This is a genomic window from Streptomyces sp. NPDC057287 (assembly GCF_042667905.1).
In the GTDB taxonomy this organism is placed as follows: domain Bacteria; phylum Actinomycetota; class Actinomycetes; order Streptomycetales; family Streptomycetaceae; genus Streptomyces.
This window is the reverse complement of the sequence record NZ_JBHUYV010000001.1, coordinates 234,408-260,481: the sequence shown is the minus strand read 5'-3', so window position 1 is coordinate 260,481 and position 26,074 is coordinate 234,408. Positions and strand designations below refer to the sequence as shown.

Here is a 26,074-nt window from a genome sequence, read left to right as displayed (position 1 = left end):
GACCGGGAGCGCGGGGGCTTCGTCATGCCCGCACGGGGCCGCTCCGGAGCGGCGCAGCGGGCGCTGCGTGCGATGTCCGCGGCCATCCGTAGACTGACCCTGTGAGTGAGCCCCGCCCTTCAGACCGGCACGACGCGTCCGACCCCGACGACGCCTTCGCGGAGATCGTCGACGAAGAGACCCAGCGCGACCCCGACCTGGCGGTGATCGAGGCCGGGAGCCGGACGCTGCGCACCCAGTCGGGCCCGCCGCAGGGCGAGGCCGTCCCCGACCGCCCGGCCGACCCCGAGACCGACAGGGCACTGCGCGAGGTGGAGCAGGAGCTCGCCGGCCGCTGGGGCGAGACCAAGCTCGAGCCGTCGGTGACCCGTATCGCCGCCCTGATGGACGTGCTGGGCGAGCCCCAGCGCGCCTACCCCTCGATCCACATCACGGGGACGAACGGCAAGACCAGCACGGCCCGCATGGTCGAGGCCCTGCTGAGCGCCTTCGAGCTCCGTACCGGCCGCTACACCTCACCGCACGTCCAGTCGATCACCGAGCGGATCAGCCTGGACGGCGCGCCCATCGAGGCCGAGCGCTTCATCGAGACGTACAACGACATCAAGCCGTACGTCGAGATGGTGGACGCCCAGCAGCCCTACCGGCTCTCCTTCTTCGAGGTCCTGACCGGCATGGCGTACGCGGCGTTCGCCGACGCTCCGGTCGACGTCGCGGTCGTCGAGGTCGGCATGGGCGGTACCTGGGACGCGACGAACGTCATCGACGCCTCGGTCGCCGTCGTCACCCCCATCTCGCTGGACCACACCGACCGCCTCGGTTCCACGGCAGCCGAGATCGCCGGTGAGAAGTCCGGCATCGTCAAGCAGGGCGCGACGGTGATCCTGGCCCAGCAGCCGGTCGACGCCGCGCAGGTCATGCTGAAGAAGGCCGTCGAGGTCGACGCCACCGTCGCCCGCGAGGGCATGGAGTTCGGCATCGTCTCCCGTGAGATCGCGGTCGGCGGGCAGCTCCTCACCCTGCGGGGCCTGGGCGGCGAGTACGACAACATCTTCCTGCCGCTCTACGGGGCGCACCAGGCGCACAACGCGGTGGTGGCGCTCGCCGCCGTCGAGGCGTTCTTCGGTATCGGGGCGGAACAGGCCCGCAGCCTCGACGTCGAAGCGGTCCGCAAGGCCTTCCTGTCCGTCCTCTCACCGGGCCGCCTGGAGGTCGTCAGGTCCAGCCCCACCGTCGTCCTGGACGCGGCGCACAACCCGGCCGGTGCGCTCGCCGCGTCGGAGGGCGTCTCCGAGGCGTTCAGCTTCTCCCGGCTGATCGGGGTCGTCGGCGCGAGTGACGGCAAGGACGTCCGGGGACTGCTCGAAGCGTTCGAGCCGATCTTCGCCGAGGTCGTCGTCACCCAGAACTCCAGCCCGCGCGCCATGGACGCGGACGCGCTGGCCGCTGTCGCCGTCGAGGTCTTCGGCAACGAACGCGTCCAGGTCGAACCGCGTCTGGACGACGCGCTGGAGGCGGCCATCACCCTCGCCGAGGAAGAGGCCGAATACGCGGGCGCCGGAGTCCTGGTGACCGGATCCGTGATCACGGTCGGCGAGGCCCGGCTGCTCCTGGGAAGGCGCTGACCTGTGCGTACGCTCTGTGCATCGACGCTGATCGGTGAATTCTTCGTCATCGGCTTCGCCGGGCTCGTGGCGATGAAGTCCGACGACATGTCCATGGGCACCGTCTGGACGGTCTGCGGCATCGGCATGCTCCTGTCCGTCCTGCTCTGCGGTGTTCTCACCCGGCCCGGTGGCGTACAGCTCGGCTGGGCGCTCCAGGTCCTGCTGGTCCTGAGCGGCTTCTTCGTCCCGATGATGTTCATCCTCGGTGTGATCTTCGCTGCCCTCTGGTGGGCCTCGGTGCACTACGGCCGCAGGATCGACGAGGCCAAGGCGCGGTGGGCCGCCCAGGCCGAGGCACAGGAGAGCACGCAGGCTCCGGCCCGAGGATGACGCTGTGTAAGCCCGGCGGCGGGACCGCCGGCGCGCCCCTGTAATCTCGCCCTCACCCGCCCCGAAAGCCCGCAAGGAGCCGCACATGACTCAGCGCACCCTCGTCCTTCTCAAGCCCGACGCCGTACGGCGCGGGCTGATCGGCGAGATCGTCGGCCGCATCGAACGCAAGGCCGGCTGGACGATCACCGCGCTGGAACTGCGCACGCTCGACCAGGAGACCCTGGAGCAGCACTACGGCGAGCACAAGGGCCGTCCGTTCTACGAGCCGCTCGTCGAGTTCATGGCGTCCGGCCCCGTCGTCGCCCTGGTGGCCGAAGGCGAGCGGGTGATCGAGGGCGTCCGCGCGCTGGCAGGCCCGACCGACCCGATCGCCGCCGCGCCCGGCTCGATCCGCGGTGACTTCGGTTCGATCACCCGCGAGAACCTCATCCACGCCTCGGACTCCGAGGAGTCCGCAGAGCGAGAACTCAAGCTGTTCTTTCCGGGACTTTCCTGACTTCGGCTCCGCCAATCAGCGCTCATGACCTGGGCGACCGAAGTAATTCGGTCGCCCTTCGGCATAGGGTCACGTCTCGCGGGAACGCATCCCTCCGACGTAACGTCACCATGGGTGGAACGGGCAGCCGTTCTGCTCGCCATGGCGAAGGACCCTCGCGCTGTGTCCGTGCATACGGCACTACGATGGAAGCTTCCACGCCCGCAGCGCCAACCCTCGCCTACCTAAAACAAGCCATTCTTCGCTTCTTGGGAAGGCCCGACACATCCTCATGGGGAACAAGGGGAACTCAATGTCGTTCATCGGCCGTGACATGGCTATCGACCTCGGGACTGCCAACACGCTGGTGTACGTCAGGGGGCGCGGCATCGTTCTGAACGAGCCGTCCGTCGTGGCCATCAACACCAACACCGGCGGAATCCTGGCGGTCGGCTCCGAGGCAAAGAAGATGATCGGCCGCACGCCGGGCAACATCGTTGCCGTGCGGCCACTGAAGGACGGCGTGATCGCCGACTTCGAGATCACGGAGCGCATGCTCCGCTACTTCATCCTCAAGATCCACAAGCGCCGCTACCTGGCCCGCCCGCGGGTCGTCGTCTGTGTGCCCTCCGGCATCACAGGGGTCGAGCGACGCGCCGTCATCGAGGCGTCGACGCAGGCCGGCGCGCGCCAGGTGCACATCATCGAGGAGCCCATGGCCGCGGCCATCGGTTCCGGTCTGCCGGTCCACGAGGCCACCGGGAACATGGTCGTCGACATCGGTGGCGGCACCACCGAGGTCGCCGTGATCTCGCTCGGCGGAATCGTCACTGCCCAGTCGATCCGGGTCGCCGGTGACGAGCTGGACAACGCGATCATCCAGCACATCAAGAAGGAGTACTCCCTCCTCCTCGGTGAGCGGACCGCCGAACAGATCAAGATCACGATCGGCTCGGCGTTCGAGATGGAGAAGGACGAGCACACCGAGATCCGCGGACGCGACCTGGTCTCGGGCCTGCCCAAGACCGTGGTCATCTCCGCGACCGAGGTCCGCAAGGCCATCGAGGAGCCGGTCAACGCGATCGTCGACGCCGTGAAGACGACGCTCGACAAGTGCCCGCCGGAGCTCTCCGGCGACGTCATGGACCGCGGCATCGTCCTCACCGGCGGCGGCGCGCTCCTGCGCGGACTCGACGAGCGGCTCCGCCACGAGACGGGCATGCCGATCCACATCGCCGAGGACCCGCTGGACTCGGTGGCGCTCGGATCCGGCAAGTGCGTCGAGGAGTTCGAGGCGCTCCAGCAGGTGCTGGACGCCCAGCCCCGGCGCTAGAACACGATGTTCCGCCGTACGGGCACTGCCGTCCCGTACGGCGGAATGTTGGTATACAGGCACGAACATTCCGACGAGGAAGGCACGGCCGCCGCACGTGAGGGACACACGAGAGAGCCGGCTGCTCCTGGTGCTGCTGATCGCCATCGCATTCGCCCTGATCACGGTGGATATCCGCGGTGGCGAGGAGTCTCCGGTCGACGGAGCCCGGCAGGCCGCAGCCACGGTCTTCGGACCGGTCGAGAACGGCGTCTCCGCGGCGGTGGACCCGGTGGGCAACGCCATCGGCGCCGTACGGGACTCCGGTGACCGGCACGACCGGATCGCGGCCCTGGAGCACGAGAACGCCACGCTGAAGACGAAGCTCGGCAGCGACGACCGCAACGCCAGCAAGGTCCGTCAGCTCGACACCATGCTGAAGAGCGCGGGGGCCGGCCAGTACGGCATCAAGGCCGCCGAGGTCATCGCCATAGGAGCGGCCCAGGGCTTCTCCTGGACCATCACCATCGACGCGGGGGCCGATGACGGCCTCACGCGCGACATGACCGTACTGAACGGCGAAGGGCTCGTAGGCAGGATCACGACCGTCGGCCCGAACACCGCGACCGTCCTGCTGGCCAACGACCCCGACTTCACCGTCGGCACCCGGCTGGAGAAGACCGACGAGCTCGGCTTCGCCACCGGTCAGGGCTCCCGGCCGCTCTCGGTCCAGTTCCTCAACGGCAAGGCCGAGGTGAAGAAGGGCGACCGCCTCGTCACCTTCGGCTCCAGCAAGGACAAGCCCTTCGTCCCCGGCGTGCCGGTCGGCCAGGTCGTCCGCGTGGACCCGTCCGGGGGCGACCTGACCCGGACCGTCTACGTCGAGCCGTTCGTCGGCTTCACCAAGCTCGACATCGTGGGCATCGTCGTCCAGGCGCCCCGCGAGGACCCCCGCGACATGGTGCTGCCGAAGCAGCCCAAGAAGCCGGAGAAGCCCAAGCCCACCCCGACCGTCACCGTCACCGTCCAGCCGAACGGCGACCTCGTCGACGGCAGCGGGAAGGTCGTCGGGAACATCAACGAGAAGCCCGACGCGTCCGCTTCACCCGGCGCCTCGGGCAGACCCGACCCGGCCGCCGGTGACGCGGCGAACGAGCAGGAATAGAGCTGATCCCCATGCGCTTGAACAGGACTCTGCTCTCCGTCGCCCTGGTCGTGGTCGCCCTCGTCATCCAGGTCTCCGTCCTCGCCCGCCTCCAGCTCCCCGGCGCCACCCCGGACCTGCTGCTCCTCGTCGTCCTCGGACTCGCCTTCGTGTACGGGCCCGTCAGCGGCGCCCTCATCGGCTTCGGCGCGGGCCTCCTCGCCGACCTCGCGCCGCCCGCCGACCACGCCGCCGGGCGCTACGCCCTGGTGCTCTGCGTCATCGGCTACCTCGCCGGAATGGCCCGGCCCGAGAACGGCCAGCTCAAGTCGGCCTTCACCCCGATGGCCTTCGTCGTCGCCGCGGCCATCGGATCGACCCTGCTGTACGCCGGAGTCGGCGCCCTCGTCAACGACACGGCCGCCCGTCATGTGGGCCTGGGCAGCCTGCTGTTCACCGCCGCGGTGTACGACCTGCTGCTCGCGCCGTTCACCGTTCCGCTGATCATGGCGCTGGCCAGACGCACGGAGAACGACCCGGTCGCCGACAGCTCCGGCAGCGGTGACGTCGCCGCGGGCTGGCTGGCCTCGGGCACCGGGCTGCGGATCGGCAGCCAGCGCGGCGGGATGCGCCTGAGGGCGGCCCGCAGCCGCGCCGCACGCGCGGGAAGGATCAAGGGGGTCAAGCGACTGTGAGGCCGTACCGGCACCGGACGGGCACCGGGGGCAGCCACCCCCGTACCCCGGGCCGACCCACCACCACCGGGGGCGCACCGTGAGCAACATTCCGGAGACCGGACGGACCCCGCGGGTCCAGATCCGTCTCGTCGTCATCCAGGTCCTCGTCTTCTCCCTGCTCCTGACGCTCGGCGGGCGGCTCTGGTACCTCCAGATCCGCAACGGGCAGGAGTACACCGACGAGGCGAAGAACAACCACGTCCAGCAGGTCGTGCAGCCCGCCGTCCGGGGGGCCATCCTCGACGCGCGGGGCGTCCCGCTCGCGGACAACGAGACCCGCCTTGTCGTCTCCGCGAGCCGCACCGAGCTGATGAAGATGAAGGACGACGGGGTCGGCGTCCTCGCGCGGCTCGCCGACGTGCTCGACATGAAGCCCAAGGACGTGCAGGACAAGGTCCGGCTCTGCGACGCGAAGACCCCGCAGCCCTGCTGGAACGGCTCGCCCTACCAGCCGATCCCCGTCACCGACGAGGCCACCACCCAGCAGGCCCTCACGATCCGTGAGCGCGCCGAGGACTTCCCCGGCATCACCGCCGAACCCACCGCCGTGCGCCGCTACGCCGCACCGGGCAAGGCCAACACCGCCCAGGTCCTCGGCTACCTCTCGCCGGTCACCGACGACGAGGTCACCAAGGCCCAGGACACCGACTCGCCCTACCTCCGCTCCGACCAGGTCGGCCGCTCGGGCCTTGAGCGCACGTACGACAAGGAGCTCCGCGGCAAGGCCGGCGTCACCCGCTACGAGGTCGACAACCTCGGCCGTGTCATCGGCCAGGCGCAGAACGACGAGGCGGAGCCCGGGGCCAACGTGGTCACCTCCATCGACGCCCGTGTCCAGGCCGTCGCCGAGTACGAGCTGAACAAGGCGATGGAGACGGCCCGCAAGGAGATGGACCGCAACACCAACGAGCTGTACAAGGCCGACTCCGGCGCCGTCGTCGTCATGGAGGCCAAGACCGGCCGGATCGTGTCCATGGCATCCCTGCCGACGTACGACCCGAACGCCTGGATCGGCGGCATCTCGGCCAAGGACTACGCCAAGCTCACCGGCAAGAAGTCCAACTTCCCGCTGCTGAACCGCGCCATCCAGGGCACCGCCGCCCCCGGCTCCATCTTCAAGGTCATCTCCTCGACGGCCGCGGTCAACGCCGGGTACCCGTTCGACGGGAACTACCCGTGCCCCAGCTCGTACTCCATCGGTGGCCAGACCTTCAAGAACTTCGAGTCCCAGGGCTACGGAAGCATCAGCATCGGCCGCGCGCTCGAGGTCTCCTGCGACACCGTCTACTACGGCCTGGCGCACAAGGAGTGGGCGAAGGACGGCGGCAACAAGCCGAAGAAGGCCCCGTCGGACTGGTTCTACAAGACGGCCCACCAGTTCGGCCTCGGCAAGGAGACCGGCATCGACCTCCCCAACGAGGTCTCCGGCCGCGTCCCCGACCGCCAGTGGAAGCAGAGCTTCTACGACGCCAACAAGACCTCGTGGTGCAAGCAGGGCAAGAAGGACGGCACGTACGTCGAGAAGATCGCGTACGAGGGCTGCCTCGAGGGCTACAAGATGCGCGCCGGTGACTCGGTCAACTACTCCATCGGACAGGGCGACACGCTCGTCACCCCGATCCAGATGGCGACCATCTACGCCGCGATCTCCAACGGCGGCACCCTGTACGACCCGACCGTCGGCAAGGCGGTCGTCAGCGGCGACGGCCGGACCGTCCAGGAGATCGCACCCCAGGCGCACGGCAAGCTGCCCTTCAAGGGAGACACCCGCGACGAGATAGACGAAGCCCTCGCGGGAGTCGCGACCCGGGGCAGCGCCGCCTGGCGGTTCGGCGGATGGCCCCAGGACAAGATCCCGATGCACGCCAAGACGGGCACGGCCGAGGTCTACGGCAAGCAGACGACCTCCTGGTTCGCCACGTACACCAAGGACTACTCGATCGTCATGACGATCGCCCAGGGTGGTACGGGCTCCGGCGCCTCCGGCCCCGCCGTGCGCAACATCTACAACGCGCTCTACGGGCTCGACGCCAGCGGCAAGCAGAACCTCAAGAAGGCGCTGCTGCCCACGCCGCAGAAGACCCTGCCCAAGATCAAGCCGGACGGACAGATCGAGTCGCCCAAGATCAGGCCGTACGTCCCCGCCCCCGTCGACGACGGCACGCAGGCTCTCGCGGGTGCCCTGCCGGCGACCGTCGGGAGGCGTGACTGATGGCCGGATTCTCCGTCTCGCGCTACGGCCCCGAGGATCGCTCCCTCTGGGTGAGGCTCACCGCCCGCGACTCCGTCGTGCGGCGGCTGGACTGGCCCCTGCTCGGATCGGCCGTCGCGCTGTCCTTCGTCGGCTCGCTCCTGGTCTGGTCGGCGACCCGGGGCCGGGACTCCCTCACCCACGGCGACCCGTACTTCTTCCTCTTCCGGCACGCGCTCAACACCGGCATCGGCCTCGCGCTGATGATCGGCACCATCTGGCTCGGGCACCGGACCCTGAGGGGAGCGGTACCGGTCCTCTACGGCATCTCGGTCGTGCTCGTCCTCGCGGTGCTCACCCCGCTGGGTGCGACCGTCAACGGCGCGCACGCCTGGATCCTCCTGCCCGGCGGGTTCTCGCTCCAGCCGTCCGAGTTCACCAAGATCACGATCATCCTCGGCATGGCGATGCTGCTCGCCGCCCGCGTCGACGCCGGCGACCAGCAGCACCCCGACCACCGGACCGTCGCCAAGGCCCTCGGGCTGGCCGTCATCCCGATGGCGATCGTCATGCTGATGCCCGACCTCGGCTCCGTCATGGTCATGGCCGTCATCGTGCTCGGCGTGCTGCTGGCCTCCGGGGCGTCCAACCGCTGGATCTTCGGACTCCTCGGGGCGGGCACCGCGGGTGCTCTCGCCGTCTGGCAGCTCGGGGTCCTCGACGACTACCAGATCGCCCGCTTCGCTGCCTTCGCCAACCCGGCGCTCGACCCGGCCGGCGTCGGCTACAACACCAACCAGGCCCGCATCGCCATCGGCTCCGGCGGACTCACGGGCACCGGGCTCTTCAACGGCTCGCAGACGACCGGGCAGTTCGTCCCCGAGCAGCAGACCGACTTCGTCTTCACCGTCGCGGGTGAGGAGCTCGGCTTCCTCGGGGCCGGACTGATCATCGTCCTGCTCGGCGTCGTCCTGTGGCGCGCCTGCCGGATCGCCCGGGGCACGACCGAGCTGTACGGCACGATCGTGGCCGCCGGCATCATCGCCTGGTTCGCCTTCCAGTCCTTCGAGAACATCGGGATGACCCTCGGGATCATGCCGGTGGCCGGGCTCCCGCTGCCGTTCGTGTCGTACGGAGGCTCGTCGATGTTCGCGGTCTGGGTGGCGATCGGGCTGCTCCAGTCGATCAAGGTGCAGAGGCCGATGTCGGCCTGACCACTTCGCTCCGCCCTGCATATCCGCGCGCATGACGGAAAGATTCGTCCTATGGCGGACTCCAAGCGTGAGGTCGAGCGGAAGTACGAAGCGACTCCCGAAACCCGGCTGCCGGACCTGACCCGTGCGGCCGGGGTCTCGGACGTCGTCCACCGGGGCCTCGCCGAGCTCGACGCCGTCTACTACGACACCGAGGACTTCCGGCTGGCAGCGGACTCCCTCACCCTGCGCCGCAGAACGGGCGGTGCGGACGCCGGCTGGCACCTCAAGCTCCCCGTCTCCGCCGATGTCCGCGACGAGATCCGGGCCCCGCTCTCCGACGTCCTGCCGCCCGACCTCGGCGAGCTGCTCCGCTCCCGGGTGCGGCACGCCCCGGTGATCCCCGTCGTGCGGATCCTCTCCTCCCGGGACGTCCACCACCTCCTCGACGAGGACGGTGCCCTGCTCGCCGAGCTGAGCATCGACGAGGTCCTCGCGGAGCGCCTCACCGAGGAGGGCCACGGCACCACCTCCGCATGGACCGAGCTTGAGGTCGAGCTGGCCGACGACGGCGACCCGAAGCTCCTCGACGCCGTCGAGCGGCGGCTGCGCAAGGCCGGTGTCCGGCCTTCGGCCGCGCCCTCCAAGCTGAGCAGGGCTCTGGCGGAGACCGCCCCGAAGAAACGGCGGCGGACCGGGAAGCCGCCCTCCCCGCGCACCGCGGGCGACCACGTACTCGCCTACGTGCGCCGCCAGGTCACGGCCCTCGTCGCGCTGGACCCCGCCGTACGCCGCGACCTGCCGGACAGCGTGCACCGCATGCGGGTCGCCACCCGGCGGCTGCGCAGCGCGTTCAGGACGTACCGCGGAGCGCTCGACCGCGCCGTCACCGACCCGCTCCGTGAGGAGCTGAAGTGGCTGGCCGCCGAGCTCGGGGTCGACCGCGACCAGGAGGTCCTCGACGAACGGCTCCGCCGCGATGTCGCCGCGCTGCCGGCGACCCTGATCCTGGGCCCCGTGAGCGCCCGGCTGCAGCTCGCCTCCGTCGCCGGGCGCACCGGTTCGCGGCGCCGTGTGGCCTCCGTGCTCGACGCGGAGCGCTACCTGGCCCTGCTGGACTCCCTGGACGCCCTCCTCGCGGACCCGCCCCTGCTCCCCGCCGCCGCCGGGGCGCCGCGGGACGTCCTGCCGCGCGCCGTGCTCAAGGACCACGACCGCCTGGCCACCCGGATCGGGCACGCCCTGCAACAGCGGCCGGGGGAGGAGCGTGACGTGGCCATGCACGAGGCGCGCAAGGCCGCCAAACGCGTCCGCTACGCCGCCGAGGCCGCGAAGCCCGCCCTGGGGAAGCCGGCCAAGAGGTTCGCCGAACGGATGAAGTCCGTCCAGTCGGTCCTCGGCGACCACCAGGACAGCGTGGTGGCCCGGGACGCCCTGCGCACCCTGGCCGTCCAGGCCCACGACGCGGGGGAGTCCGCCTTCACCTGGGGACTCCTGTACGGCCGGGAGGAGGCCGCGGCGGACGCACGGGAACGCGAACTCCCCGAGGTCTGGGCCCGGGCGTCGCGCCCCGGTCCCCGGGCGGCGCTGAAAGGCTGAGCACCGGGTTACGCTTGATGGTCACCCCTGCCAGCTACGAAGGTCCACAGATGTCTGCCGAGTCGGTCTTCCCGCAGCTCGAAGCTCTGCTCCCGCATGTGCAGAAGCCCATCCAGTACGTCGGCGGTGAGCTGAACTCCACCGTCAAACCGTGGGACGAGTGCGACGTCCGCTGGGCGCTCATGTACCCCGACGCCTACGAGGTCGGACTCCCCAACCAGGGCGTCATGATCCTCTACGAGGTGCTCAACGAGCGTGAGGGCGTCCTCGCCGAGCGCACCTACAGCGTGTGGCCCGACCTCGAGGAGCTGATGCGCGAGCACAAGGTGCCGCAGTTCACCGTGGACAGCCACCGCCCCGTCGGAGCCTTCGACGTGTTCGGCCTGAGCTTCTCCACCGAGCTCGGCTACACCAACATGCTCACGGCCCTGGATCTCGCGGGTATCCCGCTGGAGTCCAAGGACCGCACCGTCGACCACCCCATCGTGCTGGCGGGCGGCCACGCCGCGTTCAACCCCGAGCCCATCGCGGACTTCATCGACTGCGCGGTCATCGGCGACGGCGAGCAGGCCGTGCTGGAGATCACCGAGATCATCCGCGCCTGGAAGGCCGAGGGCCGGCCCGGCGGGCGCGAAGAGGTGCTGTTCCGCCTCGCGCGGACCGGCGGCGTCTACGTCCCCGGTTTCTACGACGTCGAGTACCTCCCCGACGGCCGTATCGGCCGTGTCGTGCCCAACAAGTCCGGTGTCCCGTGGCGCGTGTCCAAGCACACCGTCATGGACCTCGACGAATGGCCGTACCCGAAGCAGCCGCTCGTCCCCCTCGCCGAGACCGTCCACGAGCGGATGTCCGTCGAGATCTTCCGCGGCTGCACCCGCGGCTGCCGTTTCTGCCAAGCCGGCATGATCACGCGCCCCGTGCGGGAGCGAAGCATCACCGGCATCGGCGAGATGGTGGAGAAGGGGCTCAAGGCCACGGGCTTCGAGGAGGTCGGCCTCCTGTCGCTGTCCTCCGCGGACCACACGGAGATCGGTGAGATCGCCAAGGGCCTCGCCGACCGTTACACCGAAGACAAGATCGGGCTCTCGCTGCCCTCCACCCGCGTCGACGCGTTCAACGTGGACCTGGCCAACGAGCTGACCCGCAACGGCCGCAGGTCGGGCCTCACCTTCGCCCCCGAGGGCGGCTCCGAGCGCATGCGCAAGGTCATCAACAAGATGGTCTCGGAGGAGGACCTGATCCGCACGGTCTCCACCGCGTACGGCAACGGCTGGCGCCAGGTGAAGCTGTACTTCATGTGCGGCCTGCCCACCGAGACCGACGAGGACGTCCTCCAGATCGGTGACATGGCGGTCAACGTGATCGCCAAGGGCCGCGAGGTCTCCGGGCAGAACGACATCCGCTGCACCGTCTCCATCGGCGGTTTCGTGCCCAAGCCCCACACCCCGTTCCAGTGGGCCCCGCAGCTCAGCGCCGAGGACACCGACGCCCGGCTGAAGAAGCTCCGGGACAAGATCCGGGACGACAAGAAGTACGGCCGTTCCATCGGCTTCCGCTACCACGACGGCAAGCCCGGGATCGTCGAGGGCCTGCTCTCCCGCGGTGACCGCCGCGTCGGCTCCGTCATCCGCGAGGTCTACGAGTCCGGCGGCCGCTTCGACGGCTGGCGCGAGCACTTCAGCTACGACCTGTGGATGAAGAGCGCCGAGAAGGCGCTCCCCGTGTTCGGCGTCGACGTCGACTGGTACACCACCCGAGAGCGGACGTACGAGGAGGTCCTGCCCTGGGACCACCTGGACTCCGGCCTCGACAAGGACTGGCTCTGGGAGGACTGGCAGGACTCGCTCGACGAGACCGAGGTCGAGGACTGCCGCTGGACGCCGTGCTTCGACTGCGGCGTCTGCCCGCAGCTCGACCTCGACATCCAGATCGGCCCCACCGGCAAGAAGCTCCTGCCGCTGACGGTCGTGAAGTAGACCCTCCGGGTGACAGCCCGGTGACGAACGCCCGGCCCGGGAAACCCTGGGCCGGGCGTTCGCGTCTTCCCGGGCATGGACCTCGACAAGCACAGCACCGCCGCGCCGTACGAGGGCGGGGAGGGCTGTCTGACCATCTTCGTCCGGATTCCGGTGCGGATCGTGGTGCTGGTGCTCGTCCTGCCGGTCCGCATGCTCTGGGACCTGCTCGTCGCGGGCGGCCGCCTCCTCGGCCGGGTGCTGCTGCGGCCCCTGGGCCGGGCGCTCGAGTGGCTCCACGACGAGGTGCTCACCCCGGTCGGGAAGGCTCTGGCATGGCTCGCCCTGATCCTCCTCGTACGGCCCTGGGTGGGGCTGTGGCGGTATGTCGTCGTCCCGGTCGTCCGGTACGGGGTCGTCGTCCCGCTGGTGTGGCTCCACGCGGCCGTGCTCACCCCCGTCGGACACGGGCTGCGGTGGGTGTACACCGAGCTGCTGGTCCCGGCGGTGACCGCGCTCGTCACCGTTCTGCTGGTGTGGCCGGCGGTGGGGGTGTGGCGGTACCTCCTCAGGCCGCTCGGCATCGGGGGCGCGTGGCTGGTGGCGACGCTGGTCGTGCTGCCCCTCGTGTGGGTCTACCGGAGCGTGCTGACGCCGCTGGGGCACGGCGTCGCGTGGGCGCTGGTCATGACGGGACGGGGTCTGGCGTTCCTCGGGCGGGGGCTGTGGACCGGCCTCGCGTGGCTGGTCACGAACCTGCTCGTGGTGCCCGTCGTGTGGGTGGTCACGAACCTGCTCGTGGTGCCGGTCGTGTGGGTGTACCGGAGGGTCCTCACCCCCGTCGGTCGCGAGATCGTGGCGGCGGTCGTCGTCGCCTGGCGGATCGCCGGGTTCGTCTCGCGCGCCGTCGGCCGCGCGCTGGCCTGGCTGGCGTGGCATCTGGTCGGAGCGCCGGTGGCCTGGGCCTACCGCACGGTGTGCATCCCGGTGGGGCACTTCCTGCGGGACGTGGCCTGGGCGCCCGTGAAGCGGGCCGCGCTGGAGGCGGGACGAGCGGCCCGCGCCGCCCTGGCCTCGGCCCGCGTGACCCTGCGCGCGGCGCGCCGGGACGCGTGGCGCGCGCTGGTCGGAGCGCCCCAGGTCACGGACGTGCGGGAACTCGAGGGGTCCGCTGCGCGTACCCTGGGTAGGACAACGACTGTCCCCAGCGCGGCGCCCGCGTCCGAGATCTCCCTGCTCGCCGAGAAAACCGTCGAGCGGGGGTGAGCCGGAGCGGCACCCCGGGGCACCCTGTACTTCGTGGGCGGCACGCCACCGCGGCCGCCCCGCACCGAGGAGAAGAACCACTGGGCAAGCGACAGCCCGAAGGCCCGCCGCCCGCACCGGCGGTGCAGCGCATCCGACTGCGCTACACCAAGCGGGGCCGCCTCCGGTTCACCAGTCACAGAGACTTCCAGCGCGCGTTCGAGCGGGCGCTGCGCCGCTCCGAGGTGCCCATGGCCTACTCGGCGGGCTTCACCCCGCACCCGAAGGTGTCGTACGCCAACGCCGCCCCCACCGGTACGGGCAGCGAGGCGGAGTTCCTGGAGATCGCCCTCACCGAGGCGCGGGATCCGGAGACCCTGCGCAGGCTGCTCGACGCGTCGATGCCCGACGGGCTCGACGTCATCGACGCGGTGGAGGCACGCACCTCCGGCCTCGCCGACCGGCTGACCGCCTCCGTATGGGAGATGCGGCTGGACGGGGTGGCCGTGCAGGACGCGGAGAAGGCCGTCGCCGCCTTCCTGGCCGCCGGGACCGTCGAGGTCCAGCGCCGTGCGAAGAACGGCGTGCGCACCTTCGACGCCCGTGCGGCCGTCGCCGGTCTGCAGGCGCTTGATCCACAGCCTGATAGGTCTGGGGACGGGCCCTGTGCGATACTGCGGCTGGTAGTGCGGCACGTGACACCTGCCGTACGACCCGACGACGTCCTGTCCGGTCTCCGAGCTGTGGCCGACCTAACGCCGCCGGTCCCCGCTGCGGTGACCAGGCTGGCGCAGGGGCTCTTCGACGAGGAGTCCGGCACGGTGACCGACCCGCTCGCGCCCGACCGCGAGGCAGCCCCGGCCGTTTCCACGGCCGATCCGGCCGCCGCCGCGACGGCGCCGGAAGGTGCAGGTTCCGCGTAAGGCGGTCGTTGTAGCGCAGCCCTTGGACTCGGGAGCCACCTGGGTCGGGCCGCGCACCGCCCCATAAGACTTTCGCCAGGCCGTGCGTCACGCGTACGGAACCGGCGAGCCAGACATCAGCTCCCGTGCGGCGCCCGCGCCCCGGACGGCGGTAGCGCGCACATCGCGCGCATCGCGTCGGACCGGAATCAGGCGTGGCGCCCGGGAGCGCGACGGGAGAACCGCCCGCATGCACGAGCCGATCGATTCCGGTATCACCGGAAACACAGAAGACAGCAACGCCCCCGGGGACAAGCTGCCGCCGCGCCGCAGGCGCCGCGCGGCGTCCCGGCCCGCCGGCCCGCCGTCGGGCGCGCCGGGTGCGGCCGCCGCCGAGGACGTCACGCCGGCCGTACCGGCCGCTGCCACCGAGACCCCCGAGCCCGTCGCCGAGGCCGCGCCCCCGGCGCGCCCCCGTCGCCGTGCCGTCCGCAAGGCGACCGCCCCGGGTGGCGCGCCGCAGACCGGCGAGGCCGTGGAGACCGTGGCGGAGACCCCGGTCCCCGAGCCCGTCGCTGCCGAGCCCGCCGAGTCGGCGGAGTCCGCTCCGCCGGCGCGTGCGCGTCGCCGTGCCGTCCGCAAGGCGACCGCTCCGGCGGGTGCGCCGCAGGCGGCCGAGGTCGTGGAGCCGGTCGTGGAGACCGCCCCGGCCGAGGAGGACGAAGAGGCAGCCGAGGCCCCCGCCGCGGAGTCCGCTCCGCCGGCGCGTGCGCGTCGCCGCGCCACCCGTAAGGCGACCGCTCCGGCGGGCGCCGCGCAGGCGGCCGAGCCCGTCGTCCAGGACACCGCCGCGGCCGAGCCGGTGCAGGCCCCCGAGCCCGCTCCGGTCGCCGAGCCCGAAGAGACCGCCGCGCCGCGCGGCCGTGCCAGGCGCCGTGCGTCGGCACCGGCAGGTGCGCCGCAGGCCGCGCAGACCACCGAGGCCCCGGCCGAACCGGTCGCCGAGCCGGTCGTCGAGCCCGCCCGCGCGGAAGAGGCCGACCAGGCCGCGCCCCCGGCACGCTCCCGCCGCCGCGCCTCCCGCAAGGCCAGCGCCCCGGCCGGCAGCCCGCAGCCCGTCGAGGAGGTCGCCGAGGCGACCGCCGAGCAGGCGGAGAGCCTCCCCGCCGCTGTCGCCGAGGAACTGGCCGCCGAGACCGATCAGGTCGAGGAGGCCGCGCCCCGAGGCCGTCAGCGCCGTCGCGCCACCGCCGCGGCGGGCCGTCCCGAATTCACCGGCAAGGCGGAGGAGCCGGCCCGCAAGGGCCGTCGCGCCACGCGCCCCGCCGTGGCCGTGTTCCAGGCCCCGGTCTTCGCCGAGCCGATGTTCCAGACCCCGGAGACCGCGGCCGCCGCAGCTGCCGCCGCGGGTTCCACCCCGGCGTACGACGAGAGCGACGACGTCGAGGAGCAGAAGCCCCAGGAGCGGGCGCCGCGCAAGGCCGAGGCCAAGCAGCAGCCCGCCCCGGCCGCAGCGCCCGCCGAGCCCGCAGAGGCCGCCGAGGCCGCGCCCCAGGGCGGTTCGCGTCGCCGCCGTCGCCGTCGTGGCGAGGCCGTCGAGACCGAGCCGGCCACGACCCCGGTCACCCTTCCGGCCGAGGAGGCCCCCGCCGCCTCCACCGCCGTCGAGGACGAGCACGAGGCCGAGCCCGAGACGGACGCCGAGCACGAGGGCGACGAGTCGGACGAGTACGGGGACCGCCCCTCACGCCGTCGCCGTCGTGGCGGCCGTCGCCGCCGTCGCGGTGAGGCCAACGACACGGACGACGCGGAGCAGCAGGACGACTCCGAGGACGAGCAGCACGCGCAGGACGAGGAGGACGACGAGCACGAGTCCTCCTCCAGCAGCCGTCGTCGCCGCCGTCGTCGCCGCCGCAGCGGGGACGCCTCCGGCGAGGACACCGGTTCGGGCACGGACGACCCGGAGCGCACGGTCGTCAAGGTCCGCGAGCCGCGTGAACGGCGTGCGAAGGAAACGGTCGAGCGCGAGCCCGGCACCGGCTTCGACGAGGTCCAGTCCATCAAGGGCTCGACCCGTATGGAGGCCAAGAAGCAGCGTCGCCGCGAGGGGCGTGAGCAGGGCCGCCGCCGCGTCCCGATCATCACGGAGGCCGAGTTCCTGGCCCGCCGTGAGGCCGTCGAGCGCGTCATGGTCGTCCGCCAGAGCGGTGAGCGCACCCAGATCGGTGTCCTCGAGGACAACGTGCTCGTCGAGCACTACGTCAACAAGGAGCAGGCCACCAGCTACGTCGGCAACGTCTACCTGGGCAAGGTGCAGAACGTACTGCCGTCCATGGAGGCCGCCTTCGTCGACATCGGCAAGGGCCGCAACGCCGTCCTCTACGCGGGCGAGGTCAACTTCGAGGCGCTCGGCATGGCCCACGGGCCGCGCCGCATCGAGACCGCGCTGAAGTCCGGCCAGTCCGTCCTCGTCCAGGTGACGAAGGACCCCATCGGCCACAAGGGCGCCCGCCTGACCAGCCAGGTCTCGCTGCCCGGCCGTTACCTGGTCTACGTGCCCGAGGGCTCGATGACCGGGATCAGCCGCAAGCTGCCCGACACCGAGCGCGCCCGGCTGAAGACCATCCTCAAGAAGATCGTCCCCGAGGACGCGGGCGTCATCGTGCGCACCGCGGCCGAGGGTGCGAGCGAGGACGAGCTGCGCCGCGACGTCGAGCGGCTGCAGGGCCAGTGGGAAGAGATCCAGAAGAAGTCGAAGAGCACCAGCAGCAGCAATGCGCCGACGCTGCTCTACGGCGAGCCGGACATGACCGTCCGGGTCGTCCGGGACATCTTCAACGAGGACTTCTCGAAGGTGATCGTCAGCGGTGACGATGCCTGGGAGACCATCCACGGCTATGTCTCGCACGTGGCACCCGACCTGACGGACCGGCTCTCGCGCTGGACCTCCGAGGTCGACGTGTTCGCGACGTACCGCATCGACGAGCAGCTGATGAAGGCACTGGACCGCAAGGTCTACCTGCCGAGCGGCGGCTCGCTGGTGATCGACAAGACCGAGGCGATGGTCGTCGTCGACGTCAACACCGGCAAGTTCACCGGGCAGGGCGGAAACCTCGAGGAGACCGTCACCAAGAACAACCTGGAGGCGGCCGAGGAGATCGTGCGGCAGCTGCGCCTGCGCGACCTCGGAGGCATCGTCGTCGTCGACTTCATCGACATGGTGCTGGAGTCCAACCGGGACCTGGTGCTGCGCCGGCTGCTGGAGTGCCTGGGACGCGACCGTACGAAGCACCAGGTCGCCGAGGTCACGTCGCTGGGCCTGGTCCAGATGACCCGTAAGCGGGTGGGCCAGGGTCTGCTGGAGTCCTTCTCCGAGACCTGTGTCCACTGCAACGGGCGCGGCGTGATCGTCCACATGGAGCAGCCCACGGCCGCCGGTGGTGGCGGTGGCAAGCGGTCCAAGAAGCGCGGCCGCGGCGGGGCCGGTCACGAGCACGAGCACGGGCAGGAGCACGAGCACGCCGAGCAGCCGTCCGAGGGCGAGACCGAGGCCGAGGTGGCTGCCGAGGTCGCCGCTCCGGTGGCGCTGCCCGAGCCGGAGTTCGTCGCCGACGAGGAGCTGTACAGCAGCCCGGCCGAGGCCGAGGCGGCGGCGTCGCGCGGCCGTGGCCGCCGGCGTGCGACCCGCAAGGTCACGGCCCCGGCCGGCACGCCCGCCCCGGTGGCCGAGACCGCTCCCGCGGCCGAGACCGCCCCGGCGGCCCCGGTCGCCGAGGAGGAGCCGCAGCCCGAGCCGGTCGCCGAGTCCCCGGTGGCGGCATCCGCCCCCGAGGCCGAGGCCGCACCTCCGGCCCGTACGCGTCGCAGGGCGACCCGGAAGGCGACCGCCCCGGCGGGATCGCCCAAGCAGGCCGACGTGACGCCGCCGGTCCAGCCGGCCGAGCCCGCGGCGGAGCCCGTCGCGGTCGAGGACCCGGTCGTCGAGGCCCCCGCGGCTCCGCAGCCCGCTCCCTCGGAGCAGGCGACGGCGCCCGAGGCTCCCGCCGCCGGCGAGGAGTCCGCCCCGGCGGCCCCGCCGCGTGCCCGTCGCCGGGTGACCCGCAAGGTCACCGCCCCGGCCGGTTCGCCGGCCGGTGCCGAAGAGGCAGCGGCCGTCGTGGTCACCGCAACCGACTCCGACACGGCCGGTGCCCCCGGCACCGAAGAGACGGAGTCGGAGGCCCCGGTCAAGAAGACCGCGGCGCGGAAGACCGCGAAGAAGGCCACGGCGAAGAAGGCGGCCCCCAAGAAGACCGCCGCCAAGACGGTCGCGAAGAAGACCGCCGCGAAGAAGACGACGACGAAGAAGGCGGCGTCGAAGAAGACCGTCGCGGCCGAGCAGTCGTCGCCGTCCGCGGCAGCCTCCGCGCGTACCGGTGACGGTGAGTCGTCGGGTCACTGATGACCGCGTGACGTTCGTCCGCACGTGTCCCGCCCCGAGCACTTCGGGGCGGGACACGTGCGTTGTGGCGGCTGCCGTGCCCCGGACGGCCGAGGAGCCTCACTCCTGCGCACATATGTCCGGTGTGTCATGATTCGATGCACCCCTGGTGTGGCAGGCCGAGGAGCGCGCGATCGGCGCACTCGTCAAGGAGGCGTCGATGACGAGCATCAGCGAGCAGCCGGTTCCCGCCGCCGGCCCCTTCATCGGAGAGGCCGAGATCGCGGCCGTGGTCCGTGTGATGCGCAGCGGTCGCGTCGTGCAGGGCCCCGAGGTCGCCGCCTTCGAGGAGGACTTCTCCGGCCTGGTGGGCGGGCGGCACTGCGTCGCGGTCAACTCCGGCACCTCGGCCCTGCACCTGCTCCTCCTCGCCCTGGGCATCGGCCGGGGAGACGAGGTGATCGTCCCCTCGTTCTCCTTCGCGGCGTCCGCCAACGCGGTACGGCTGACCGGCGCGGACGTGGTCTTCGCGGACATCGAGCCGGAGAGCTTCGCTCTCGACCCGGCGGCGGTGGAAGCCGCGATCACGCCGCGCACCGCCGCGGTCATGCCGGTGCACCTCTACGGTCATCCGGCGGCGATGGACCGGCTCATGCGCGTCGCCGACAGGCACCGGATCGCCGTGGTCGAAGACGCCTGCCAGGCGCACGCCGCGGCGCTGAACGGGACCCCGGTCGGCGCGTTCGGCGCGGGCGGCGCCTTCAGCTTCTACCCGACCAAGAACATGCACTCCCTCGAGGGCGGCATGGTCACCACGGCCGACGCCGGGCTGGCCCGCACGCTGCGGCTGCTGCGCAACCAGGGCATGGAGCAGCGCTACGCCAACGAGATCATCGGTGCCAACATGCGGATGACGGACGTCTCCGCCGCGGTCGGCCGCGTGCAGCTCGGCAGGATCGGGGCCTGGACGGAACAGCGCCGGGCCAACGCCGCCTTCCTCGACTCGCACATCACCGTGCCGGGCGTCACCACGCCGCCGGTCGCCGAGGGGGCCCGGCACGTCTACCACCAGTACACCGTGCGCGTCCCCGGTGCCCGGGACGCCGCGACGGCGTCCCTCGGCGAGGCGGGCATCGGCCACGCGGTCTACTACCCGACGCCGATCCACCGGCTCAAGCCCTACTGGGAGCCGGACCAGAAGGCCGGCCGGATCTGGGACCTCCCCGAGACCGAACGGGCCGCCGCCGAGGTCGTCTCGCTCCCCGTGCACCCGTCCCTGACGCCGGAGGACCTGAAGCGCGTGGCCGCCGCCGTCAACGCTCTGGAGGTGATCCTGTGAACGCAGGACTGCGGGCCGGCCTGATAGGCCTCGGCTCCATGGGCCGCCACCACGCCCGTGTTCTCGTAGCCCTGGAGGGTGTCGAGCTGGTCGGTGTCGTCGACCCGCTGGGCGACAAGAACGGCTGGGCCCAGGGAGCACCCGTCATGCCGGGTGTCGAGGACCTCCTGGCGCTGGGCATCGACTACGCCGTCGTGGCCTGCCCGACGGGACTGCACGAGGAGGTCGGCCTGCAACTGGCCGCGGCCGGGGTCTGCGTGCTCGTCGAGAAGCCGCTCGCGGACACCGTCGAGGGCGCCCTGCGTCTCGTGCACGCCTTCGAGTCACAGGACCTGGTCGCGGGCGTCGGTCACATCGAGCGGTGCAACCCCGCCCTGCGTTCGCTCCGCAGCCGCCTGGAGGCGGGCGAACTCGGCGACGTCTACCAGGTGGTGACCCGGCGCCAGGGTCCCTACCCGCACCGCATCGCCGACGTCGGCGTGGTCAAGGACCTGGCCACCCACGACATCGACCTGACGGCCTGGACGACCGGCCGGTGCTACGTGTCCATCGCGGCCCACACCGTGTCGAAGTCGGGCCGCCCGTACGAGGACATGGTGAGCGCGGTGGGCCGGCTCTCCGACGGGACGATGGTCAACCACCTCGTCAACTGGCTGAGTCCGCTCAAGGAGCGGTTCACCTCGGTCACCGGTGAGCGGGGCTGCCTCGTCGCCGACACCCTGACCGCCGACCTGACGTTCTACTCGAACGCCTCGGTCGCCACCGAGTGGGAGGCCCTGCGCGCGTTCCGCGGGGTCTCCGAGGGCGACATGGTCCGCTACGCGATACCCAAGCGTGAGCCACTGCTCGTCGAACACGAACTCTTCCGGGACGCCGTGCAGGGGATCTCCTCCGACATCTGCACGCTGCGCCAGGGACTGCGCACCGTGGAGGTGGCCGCCTCCCTGCTCGACTCGGCCCGGAGCGGCCGCACGGTGGTCTTCGAGGCGCAGGAGGAGGCCGGCCATGGTGCCTGACACTCCGGCCGAGGAGCCCCGCGCCCGCCGCGGGAAGATCGTCATGCTGGTCGAGAACGGCGTGAAGGGCGACTCCCGGGTGCAGAAGGAGGCCCGGTCCGCCGCGGCGGCCGGCTGGGACGTGGTGCTCCTGGGCAAATCGCCCGACAGGAAGGCGAGGAGCTGGCGGCTGGGGGAGGCCCGGGTGCGTCTGCTGCCGGTCCCCACGCCCCTGCACCGGCGCCGCCACGAGTACCGAAGGGCGGTGCTCCGCGCGCCGCTCGCCTACCCGCCGGGTCCACTGGCCGAGTACCGCAAGCAGCGGATGAAGGCGTGGCGCGCCGAGCTCAACCTCCAGGTCATCGAGACCGGGCGGAGCGGGTCCGCCCTCGCACGCACCCGGCTGCTGCCGACGCGGCTGCTGTCGCGGGGCATGGGCAAGTGGGTCCGGCTCCGGGCCCGGCACACCGCCGCGCTGGAGCGTCGCCGCAAGGACATGGACACCCCGCTCGACCGGTTCACCACGGCCTTCTGGGTCCGGGCGATGGGGGAGAGGGCCTGGCGCCGGCTCGACCCCGGTCTGTGGGACCTGGAGCTCGCCTACGGGAAGGTCATCGACCGCCTCGAACCCGACCTGATCCACGCGAACGACTTCCGGATGCTCGGTGTGGGCGCTCGTGCCAAGCTACGGGCCGAGGCCAGGGGCCGCACCGTGAGGCTGGTGTGGGACGCGCACGAGTACCTCCCCGGCATCAAACCCTGGAACCCGCATCCCCGCTGGCACGTCGCCCAGTGCGCCCACGAGCGGGAACACGCGAAGTACGCGGACGCCGTCACGACGGTGTCGGCCACCCTCGCGCAGATGCTGGCCGAGCACCACGGGCTGGGCACCCTGCCGGAGGTGGTGCTCAACGCCCCCGACGCCCTGGTTCCCGAGGACCGGGCGGCCGAGCCCGTCCCCGACCTGCGGGCGCTGTGCGGCATCGGTCCCGAGGTGCCGCTGGCGGTCTACAGCGGCTCCGCGGCTCCGCAGCGGGGGCTCGACATCATGGTCGAGGCCCTGCCGCACCTCCCGGGCACACACGTCGCGTTCGTCGTCCCGCGCGGCGATTCGCCCTACATGCACGCACTCAGGGCGCGAGCGGCCGCACTCGCCGTGGCGGACCGTGTGCACGTCCTGCCGTACGTGCCCCACGACCAGGTGGTCCGCCACCTCGCCGCGGCGGACGTCGGCGTCATCCCGATCCACCACTGGCCGAACCACGAGATCGCCCTGATCACCAAGTTCTTCGAGTACTCGCACGCGCGGCTCCCCCTCGTCGTCAGCGACGTCCGGACCATGGGCGCGACGGTCGCCACCACGGGACAGGGCGAGGTCTTCACGGCCGAGGACGTCGCGGACTACGCGCGGGCGGTGACAGCGGTCCTCGCCGACCGGCAGCGGTACCGGGACGCCTACGACCGGCCGGGCATGCTCACGGAATGGACCTGGGAGGCGCAGGCGGCGGTCCTCGACGGCGTGTACTCCCGGCTCGTCGAGGGTGTGCGCACCCCGGTGGGCGGACGGATGGCCCCGGTGACGTCATGACGGCGTGCCCCGACGTCACCGTGATAGTGGCCGTGTACAACACGATGCCCTACCTGACCGAGTGCCTGAACTCCCTGATGGGGCAGAGCATCGGGCTGGAACGCCTCGAAGTGATCGCGGTCGACGACGGCTCCACGGACGGCAGCGCCGGCGAACTCGACCGGTTCGCCGAGCGGTACCCGGGCGTGGTGACGGTGCTGCGCCAGCCCAACTCGGGCGGCCCCGCCGCCCCCAGCAACCGCGCGCTCGACAGGGCCACCGGGCGCTTCGTCTACTTCGTCGGCTCCGACGACTACCTCGGCGAAGAGGCCCTGGAGCGGCTGGTCGCCTACGCGGACACGCACGAGTCGGACGTCGTCGCGGGCAGGATGGTCGGCGTCAACGGACGGTACGTGCACCAGAAGCTGTACACGGAGAACGCCCCCGACATCAGCCTCTACCACTCACCTCTGCCCTTCACGCTGGCGAACACCAAGCTGTTCAGACGTGAGCTGGTGGAGAAGCACCACCTGCGCTTCCCGGAGGACCTGCCGGTCGGCAGCGACCAGCCGTTCACCATCGAGGCGTGCGTGCGGGCCCGAAGGATCTCGGTGCTCGCCGACTACACCTGCTACTACGCGGTGAAGCGAGGCGACGCGAGCAACATCACCTACCGTGCCGACCACCTGGCACGGCTGCGCTGCACCACGCGGATCATGGACCACGCCGCGGGCCTCGTCCCGCCCGGCCCGCGACGGGACGCGCTCTTCGCACGCCACTTCGCCTGGGAACTCTCCAAGCTCCTGCTGACGGACTTCCCCGCACTCGGCGTCGAGACCCGCCGGCAGCTGTGCGCCGGGCTCTCCGTGCTGCTCGACGCGTACTACACCGATGCGCTGCGCGACAGTACGGGAGTGAGACGCCGGGTCCGCTTCGGTCTGGCCCGGCGCGGGGCCGTGGAGGCCCTGAGCAGGGCCATCACGGACGAGGCCGAACACGGAGCCCCGCCCTTCCTGCTGGAGGGCGACCGGGCCTTCGCCGCCTACCCGGGCTTCCGGGACCCCGCGGTGGGGCTGGACGACCGCTACTACGAGGTCCTCGGCGAGACGGTCGCCGGCCGGCTCGCGGCGGGTACGCGATTCGAGTCGGCCGACTGGGAGCAGCTGGGGGCGGACCTCCTGCTCACCGTGCGGCTGCGGCTCGGTGTCACCGGGGACGTGTCCTCGGCGGCGGTCGCCCTGGTGCAGGGGGCCATGCCGCCGAGCGCGGACCGGCCGGGCGCCCGCAGGCTGCGGGGGGAGGACGGGCGCCCTCCGGCACCCGGCGACCTCACCGCGGTGGCGGCCGCCGACGGGCACGGCACGCAGGTGCGCGCCCGCGTCCCGGTCCCCGCCGTCCGGGCCACGAAGGGAGTCCGCGTCTACGTCGACGTCGCCGGGTCGGCCTACGAGATCCCCGTACGGACCGAGGGGCGGCCCATGCCGCTGGCCCGACGGTGGGGCGAGGCCGATCCCTACCGCGTCGCCGCGCGTCCGAACACCAAGGGCCGGCTCGTGATCACGACAGCTCCGCTGGTGGAGCCCCGGCACGGACCGGGTACCAGGCTCCGGAGGCTGTTGAGACCGAAGAGGAAGCGAAGCCGATGAACATCTGCGTAGTCGCACTGGGCAAGATCGGGCTCCCGCTGGCCGTGCAGTTCGCCGCCAAGGGCCACACCGTCATCGGCGCGGACGTCGACGAGAGGGTCGTCGGCCTGGTGAACGCCGCCGCCGAGCCGTTCCCGGGCGAGCACGACCTGGCCGCCGAGCTCAAGGAGGCGGTCGGCGCGGGCCTGCTCTCCGCGACGACGGACACCACGGCCGCGGTCGCGGCGTCCGACGCCGTCGTGATCGTCGTCCCGCTCTTCGTGGACGGCGAGGGCACCCCGGACTTCGGCTGGATGGACGCCGCGACGAAGGCCGTCGCCGCCGGTCTGCGCCCCGGCACCCTGGTCAGCTACGAGACCACCCTGCCGGTCGGCACCACCCGCACCCGCTGGGCGCCGATGCTCGCGGAAGGTTCCGGTCTCGCACCGGGGCGCGACTTCGCCCTCGTCTTCTCCCCGGAGCGGGTCCTGACCGGGCGCGTCTTCGCCGACCTGCGCCGCTACCCCAAGCTGGTCGGCGGCATCGACGAGGCGTCGACGCTGCGCGGCGTCGAGTTCTACGAGGCCGTGCTCGACTTCGACGAGCGCGACGACCTGCCCCGCCCCAACGGCGTCTGGGACCTCGGTACGGCGGAGGCCTCCGAGATGGCGAAGCTCGCCGAGACCACCTACCGGGACGTCAACATCGGTCTGGCCAACCAGTTCGCCCGCTTCGCCGACCTGCACGACATCGACGTCGAGCAGGTCATCGACGCCTGCAACAGCCAGCCCTACAGCCACATCCACCGGCCCGGCATCGCCGTCGGCGGCCACTGCATCCCGGTCTACCCGCGGATGTACCTGTGGAACGACCCCGAGGCGACCGTCGTCCGGGCGGCCCGCGAGGCCAACGCCGCGATGCCCCGTTACGCCGTCGACCTGCTTGCCGCCGCCTACGGCGACCTGCACGACGTCGGGGTCCTCGTGCTGGGCGCCGCCTACCGCGGCGGCGTCAAGGAGACCGCGTTCTCCGGTGTCTTCGGCGTGGTCGAGGCGCTCCGGGAGCGCGGCGCGGTGCCCTTCGTCTCCGACCCCCTGTACGGCCCCGAGGAGCTGAGGTCCCAGGGGCTGGTCCCGCACGAGAACCAGGCCGTCACCGCGGCCATCCTGCAGACCGACCACCCCGAGTACCGCGAGCTGTCCGCGGACAGCCTGCCGGACGTCCGCGTCCTCGTCGACGGCCGCCGTACGACGGACCCGGCCCGGTGGGCGGGCGTGCGCCGGGTGGTCATCGGCGGCTGACCCGCCGGCCGGAGGGCCGGGGCGCCGGCCGGGATCAGCCGTGCCGGGGAGTGAGCGCCGTGGGCCTCCCGCGC

Annotated in this window: 18 protein-coding genes; all 18 read left to right on the top strand. The window is 71.6% G+C overall.

What is annotated here, in order from left to right:
• Positions 1-101 precede the first annotated feature (101 nt).
• Positions 102-1,625 carry a bifunctional folylpolyglutamate synthase/dihydrofolate synthase gene (locus ACFUNE_RS01190; RefSeq protein ID WP_383560902.1) on the top strand — a complete coding sequence of 508 codons (1,524 nt, stop codon included), beginning with the start codon at positions 102-104 and terminating at the stop codon, positions 1,623-1,625.
• Between the two features lie 3 nt (positions 1,626-1,628).
• The gene (locus ACFUNE_RS01185) at positions 1,629-1,997 is read left to right on the top strand and encodes a DUF4233 domain-containing protein (RefSeq protein ID WP_383560900.1); all 369 of its coding nucleotides are present in this window, start codon (positions 1,629-1,631) and stop codon (positions 1,995-1,997) included.
• Between the two features lie 85 nt (positions 1,998-2,082).
• Entirely contained in the window at positions 2,083-2,496 is a 414-nt protein-coding gene (ndk, locus tag ACFUNE_RS01180; RefSeq protein WP_376378281.1) for a nucleoside-diphosphate kinase, read from the top strand.
• A gap of 292 nt (positions 2,497-2,788) precedes the next feature.
• Positions 2,789-3,808, top strand: a complete 1,020-nt coding sequence (locus tag ACFUNE_RS01175) for a rod shape-determining protein (protein ID WP_031091955.1) — start codon at positions 2,789-2,791, stop codon at positions 3,806-3,808.
• 97 nt (positions 3,809-3,905) lie between these two features.
• Positions 3,906-4,952, top strand: coding sequence for a rod shape-determining protein MreC (gene mreC / locus ACFUNE_RS01170; protein ID WP_383560897.1), 1,047 nt, complete (start codon positions 3,906-3,908; stop codon positions 4,950-4,952).
• Between the two features lie 11 nt (positions 4,953-4,963).
• Positions 4,964-5,626, top strand: a complete 663-nt coding sequence (mreD, locus tag ACFUNE_RS01165; protein ID WP_383560895.1) for a rod shape-determining protein MreD — start codon at positions 4,964-4,966, stop codon at positions 5,624-5,626.
• A gap of 79 nt (positions 5,627-5,705) precedes the next feature.
• Positions 5,706-7,880 (top strand): penicillin-binding protein 2, encoded by a 2,175-nt coding sequence (mrdA, locus tag ACFUNE_RS01160; protein ID WP_383560893.1) that lies wholly within the window; start codon positions 5,706-5,708, stop codon positions 7,878-7,880.
• Positions 7,880-9,073, top strand: coding sequence for a rod shape-determining protein RodA (gene rodA, locus ACFUNE_RS01155; RefSeq protein ID WP_383560891.1), 1,194 nt, complete (start codon positions 7,880-7,882; stop codon positions 9,071-9,073). Before mrdA ends, rodA begins: the two co-directional genes overlap by 1 nt.
• 51 nt (positions 9,074-9,124) lie before the next feature.
• Positions 9,125-10,651 carry a CHAD domain-containing protein gene (locus ACFUNE_RS01150; RefSeq protein WP_383560889.1) on the top strand — a complete coding sequence of 509 codons (1,527 nt, stop codon included), beginning with the start codon at positions 9,125-9,127 and terminating at the stop codon, positions 10,649-10,651.
• 50 nt (positions 10,652-10,701) lie between these two features.
• Positions 10,702-12,627, top strand: coding sequence for a TIGR03960 family B12-binding radical SAM protein (locus ACFUNE_RS01145; RefSeq protein WP_383560887.1), 1,926 nt, complete (start codon positions 10,702-10,704; stop codon positions 12,625-12,627).
• A gap of 75 nt (positions 12,628-12,702) precedes the next feature.
• The gene (locus ACFUNE_RS01140) at positions 12,703-13,872 is read left to right on the top strand and encodes a hypothetical protein (RefSeq protein WP_383560885.1); all 1,170 of its coding nucleotides are present in this window, start codon (positions 12,703-12,705) and stop codon (positions 13,870-13,872) included.
• Between the two features lie 122 nt (positions 13,873-13,994).
• On the top strand, positions 13,995-14,774 hold the full coding sequence (locus ACFUNE_RS01135; protein WP_383560884.1) for a TIGR03936 family radical SAM-associated protein: 780 nt from the start codon (positions 13,995-13,997) through the stop codon (positions 14,772-14,774).
• Positions 14,775-15,003: 229 nt separating this feature from the next.
• Positions 15,004-19,194, top strand: a complete 4,191-nt coding sequence (locus tag ACFUNE_RS01130) for an Rne/Rng family ribonuclease (RefSeq protein ID WP_383560882.1) — start codon at positions 15,004-15,006, stop codon at positions 19,192-19,194.
• A gap of 199 nt (positions 19,195-19,393) precedes the next feature.
• A complete protein-coding gene (locus ACFUNE_RS01125) occupies positions 19,394-20,512 on the top strand; it encodes a DegT/DnrJ/EryC1/StrS family aminotransferase (RefSeq protein WP_383560880.1) in 1,119 nt (372 codons plus the stop codon).
• Entirely contained in the window at positions 20,509-21,528 is a 1,020-nt protein-coding gene (locus ACFUNE_RS01120) for a Gfo/Idh/MocA family protein (protein ID WP_383560878.1), read from the top strand. The genes ACFUNE_RS01125 and ACFUNE_RS01120 overlap by 4 nt, the downstream gene beginning before the upstream one ends.
• Complete coding sequence (locus tag ACFUNE_RS01115) at positions 21,518-23,095, top strand: glycosyltransferase family 4 protein (protein WP_383560876.1); 1,578 nt, start codon at positions 21,518-21,520, stop codon at positions 23,093-23,095. Before ACFUNE_RS01120 ends, ACFUNE_RS01115 begins: the two co-directional genes overlap by 11 nt.
• The gene (locus tag ACFUNE_RS01110) at positions 23,092-24,720 is read left to right on the top strand and encodes a glycosyltransferase family 2 protein (RefSeq protein WP_383560874.1); all 1,629 of its coding nucleotides are present in this window, start codon (positions 23,092-23,094) and stop codon (positions 24,718-24,720) included. The genes ACFUNE_RS01115 and ACFUNE_RS01110 overlap by 4 nt, the downstream gene beginning before the upstream one ends.
• Positions 24,717-26,000, top strand: a complete 1,284-nt coding sequence (locus ACFUNE_RS01105; protein WP_383560872.1) for a nucleotide sugar dehydrogenase — start codon at positions 24,717-24,719, stop codon at positions 25,998-26,000. Before ACFUNE_RS01110 ends, ACFUNE_RS01105 begins: the two co-directional genes overlap by 4 nt.
• The last annotated feature ends 74 nt before the right edge of the window (positions 26,001-26,074 follow it).

Excerpts from the sequence above, each read along its gene's own strand:
- ndk (WP_376378281.1), top strand. The coding sequence starts at position 2,083 with ATGACTCAGCGCACCCTCGTCCTTCTCAAGCCCGACGCCGTACGGCGC.
- ACFUNE_RS01175 (WP_031091955.1), top strand. The coding sequence starts at position 2,789 with ATGTCGTTCATCGGCCGTGACATGGCTATCGACCTCGGGACTGCCAAC.
- mreD (WP_383560895.1), top strand. The coding sequence starts at position 4,964 with ATGCGCTTGAACAGGACTCTGCTCTCCGTCGCCCTGGTCGTGGTCGCC.
- rodA (WP_383560891.1), top strand. The coding sequence starts at position 7,880 with ATGGCCGGATTCTCCGTCTCGCGCTACGGCCCCGAGGATCGCTCCCTC.
- ACFUNE_RS01150 (WP_383560889.1), top strand. The coding sequence starts at position 9,125 with ATGGCGGACTCCAAGCGTGAGGTCGAGCGGAAGTACGAAGCGACTCCC.
- ACFUNE_RS01145 (WP_383560887.1), top strand. The coding sequence starts at position 10,702 with ATGTCTGCCGAGTCGGTCTTCCCGCAGCTCGAAGCTCTGCTCCCGCAT.
- ACFUNE_RS01140 (WP_383560885.1), top strand. The coding sequence starts at position 12,703 with ATGGACCTCGACAAGCACAGCACCGCCGCGCCGTACGAGGGCGGGGAG.
- ACFUNE_RS01130 (WP_383560882.1), top strand. The coding sequence starts at position 15,004 with ATGCACGAGCCGATCGATTCCGGTATCACCGGAAACACAGAAGACAGC.
- ACFUNE_RS01125 (WP_383560880.1), top strand. The coding sequence starts at position 19,394 with ATGACGAGCATCAGCGAGCAGCCGGTTCCCGCCGCCGGCCCCTTCATC.
- ACFUNE_RS01115 (WP_383560876.1), top strand. The coding sequence starts at position 21,518 with ATGGTGCCTGACACTCCGGCCGAGGAGCCCCGCGCCCGCCGCGGGAAG.
- ACFUNE_RS01110 (WP_383560874.1), top strand. The coding sequence starts at position 23,092 with ATGACGGCGTGCCCCGACGTCACCGTGATAGTGGCCGTGTACAACACG.
- ACFUNE_RS01105 (WP_383560872.1), top strand. The coding sequence starts at position 24,717 with ATGAACATCTGCGTAGTCGCACTGGGCAAGATCGGGCTCCCGCTGGCC.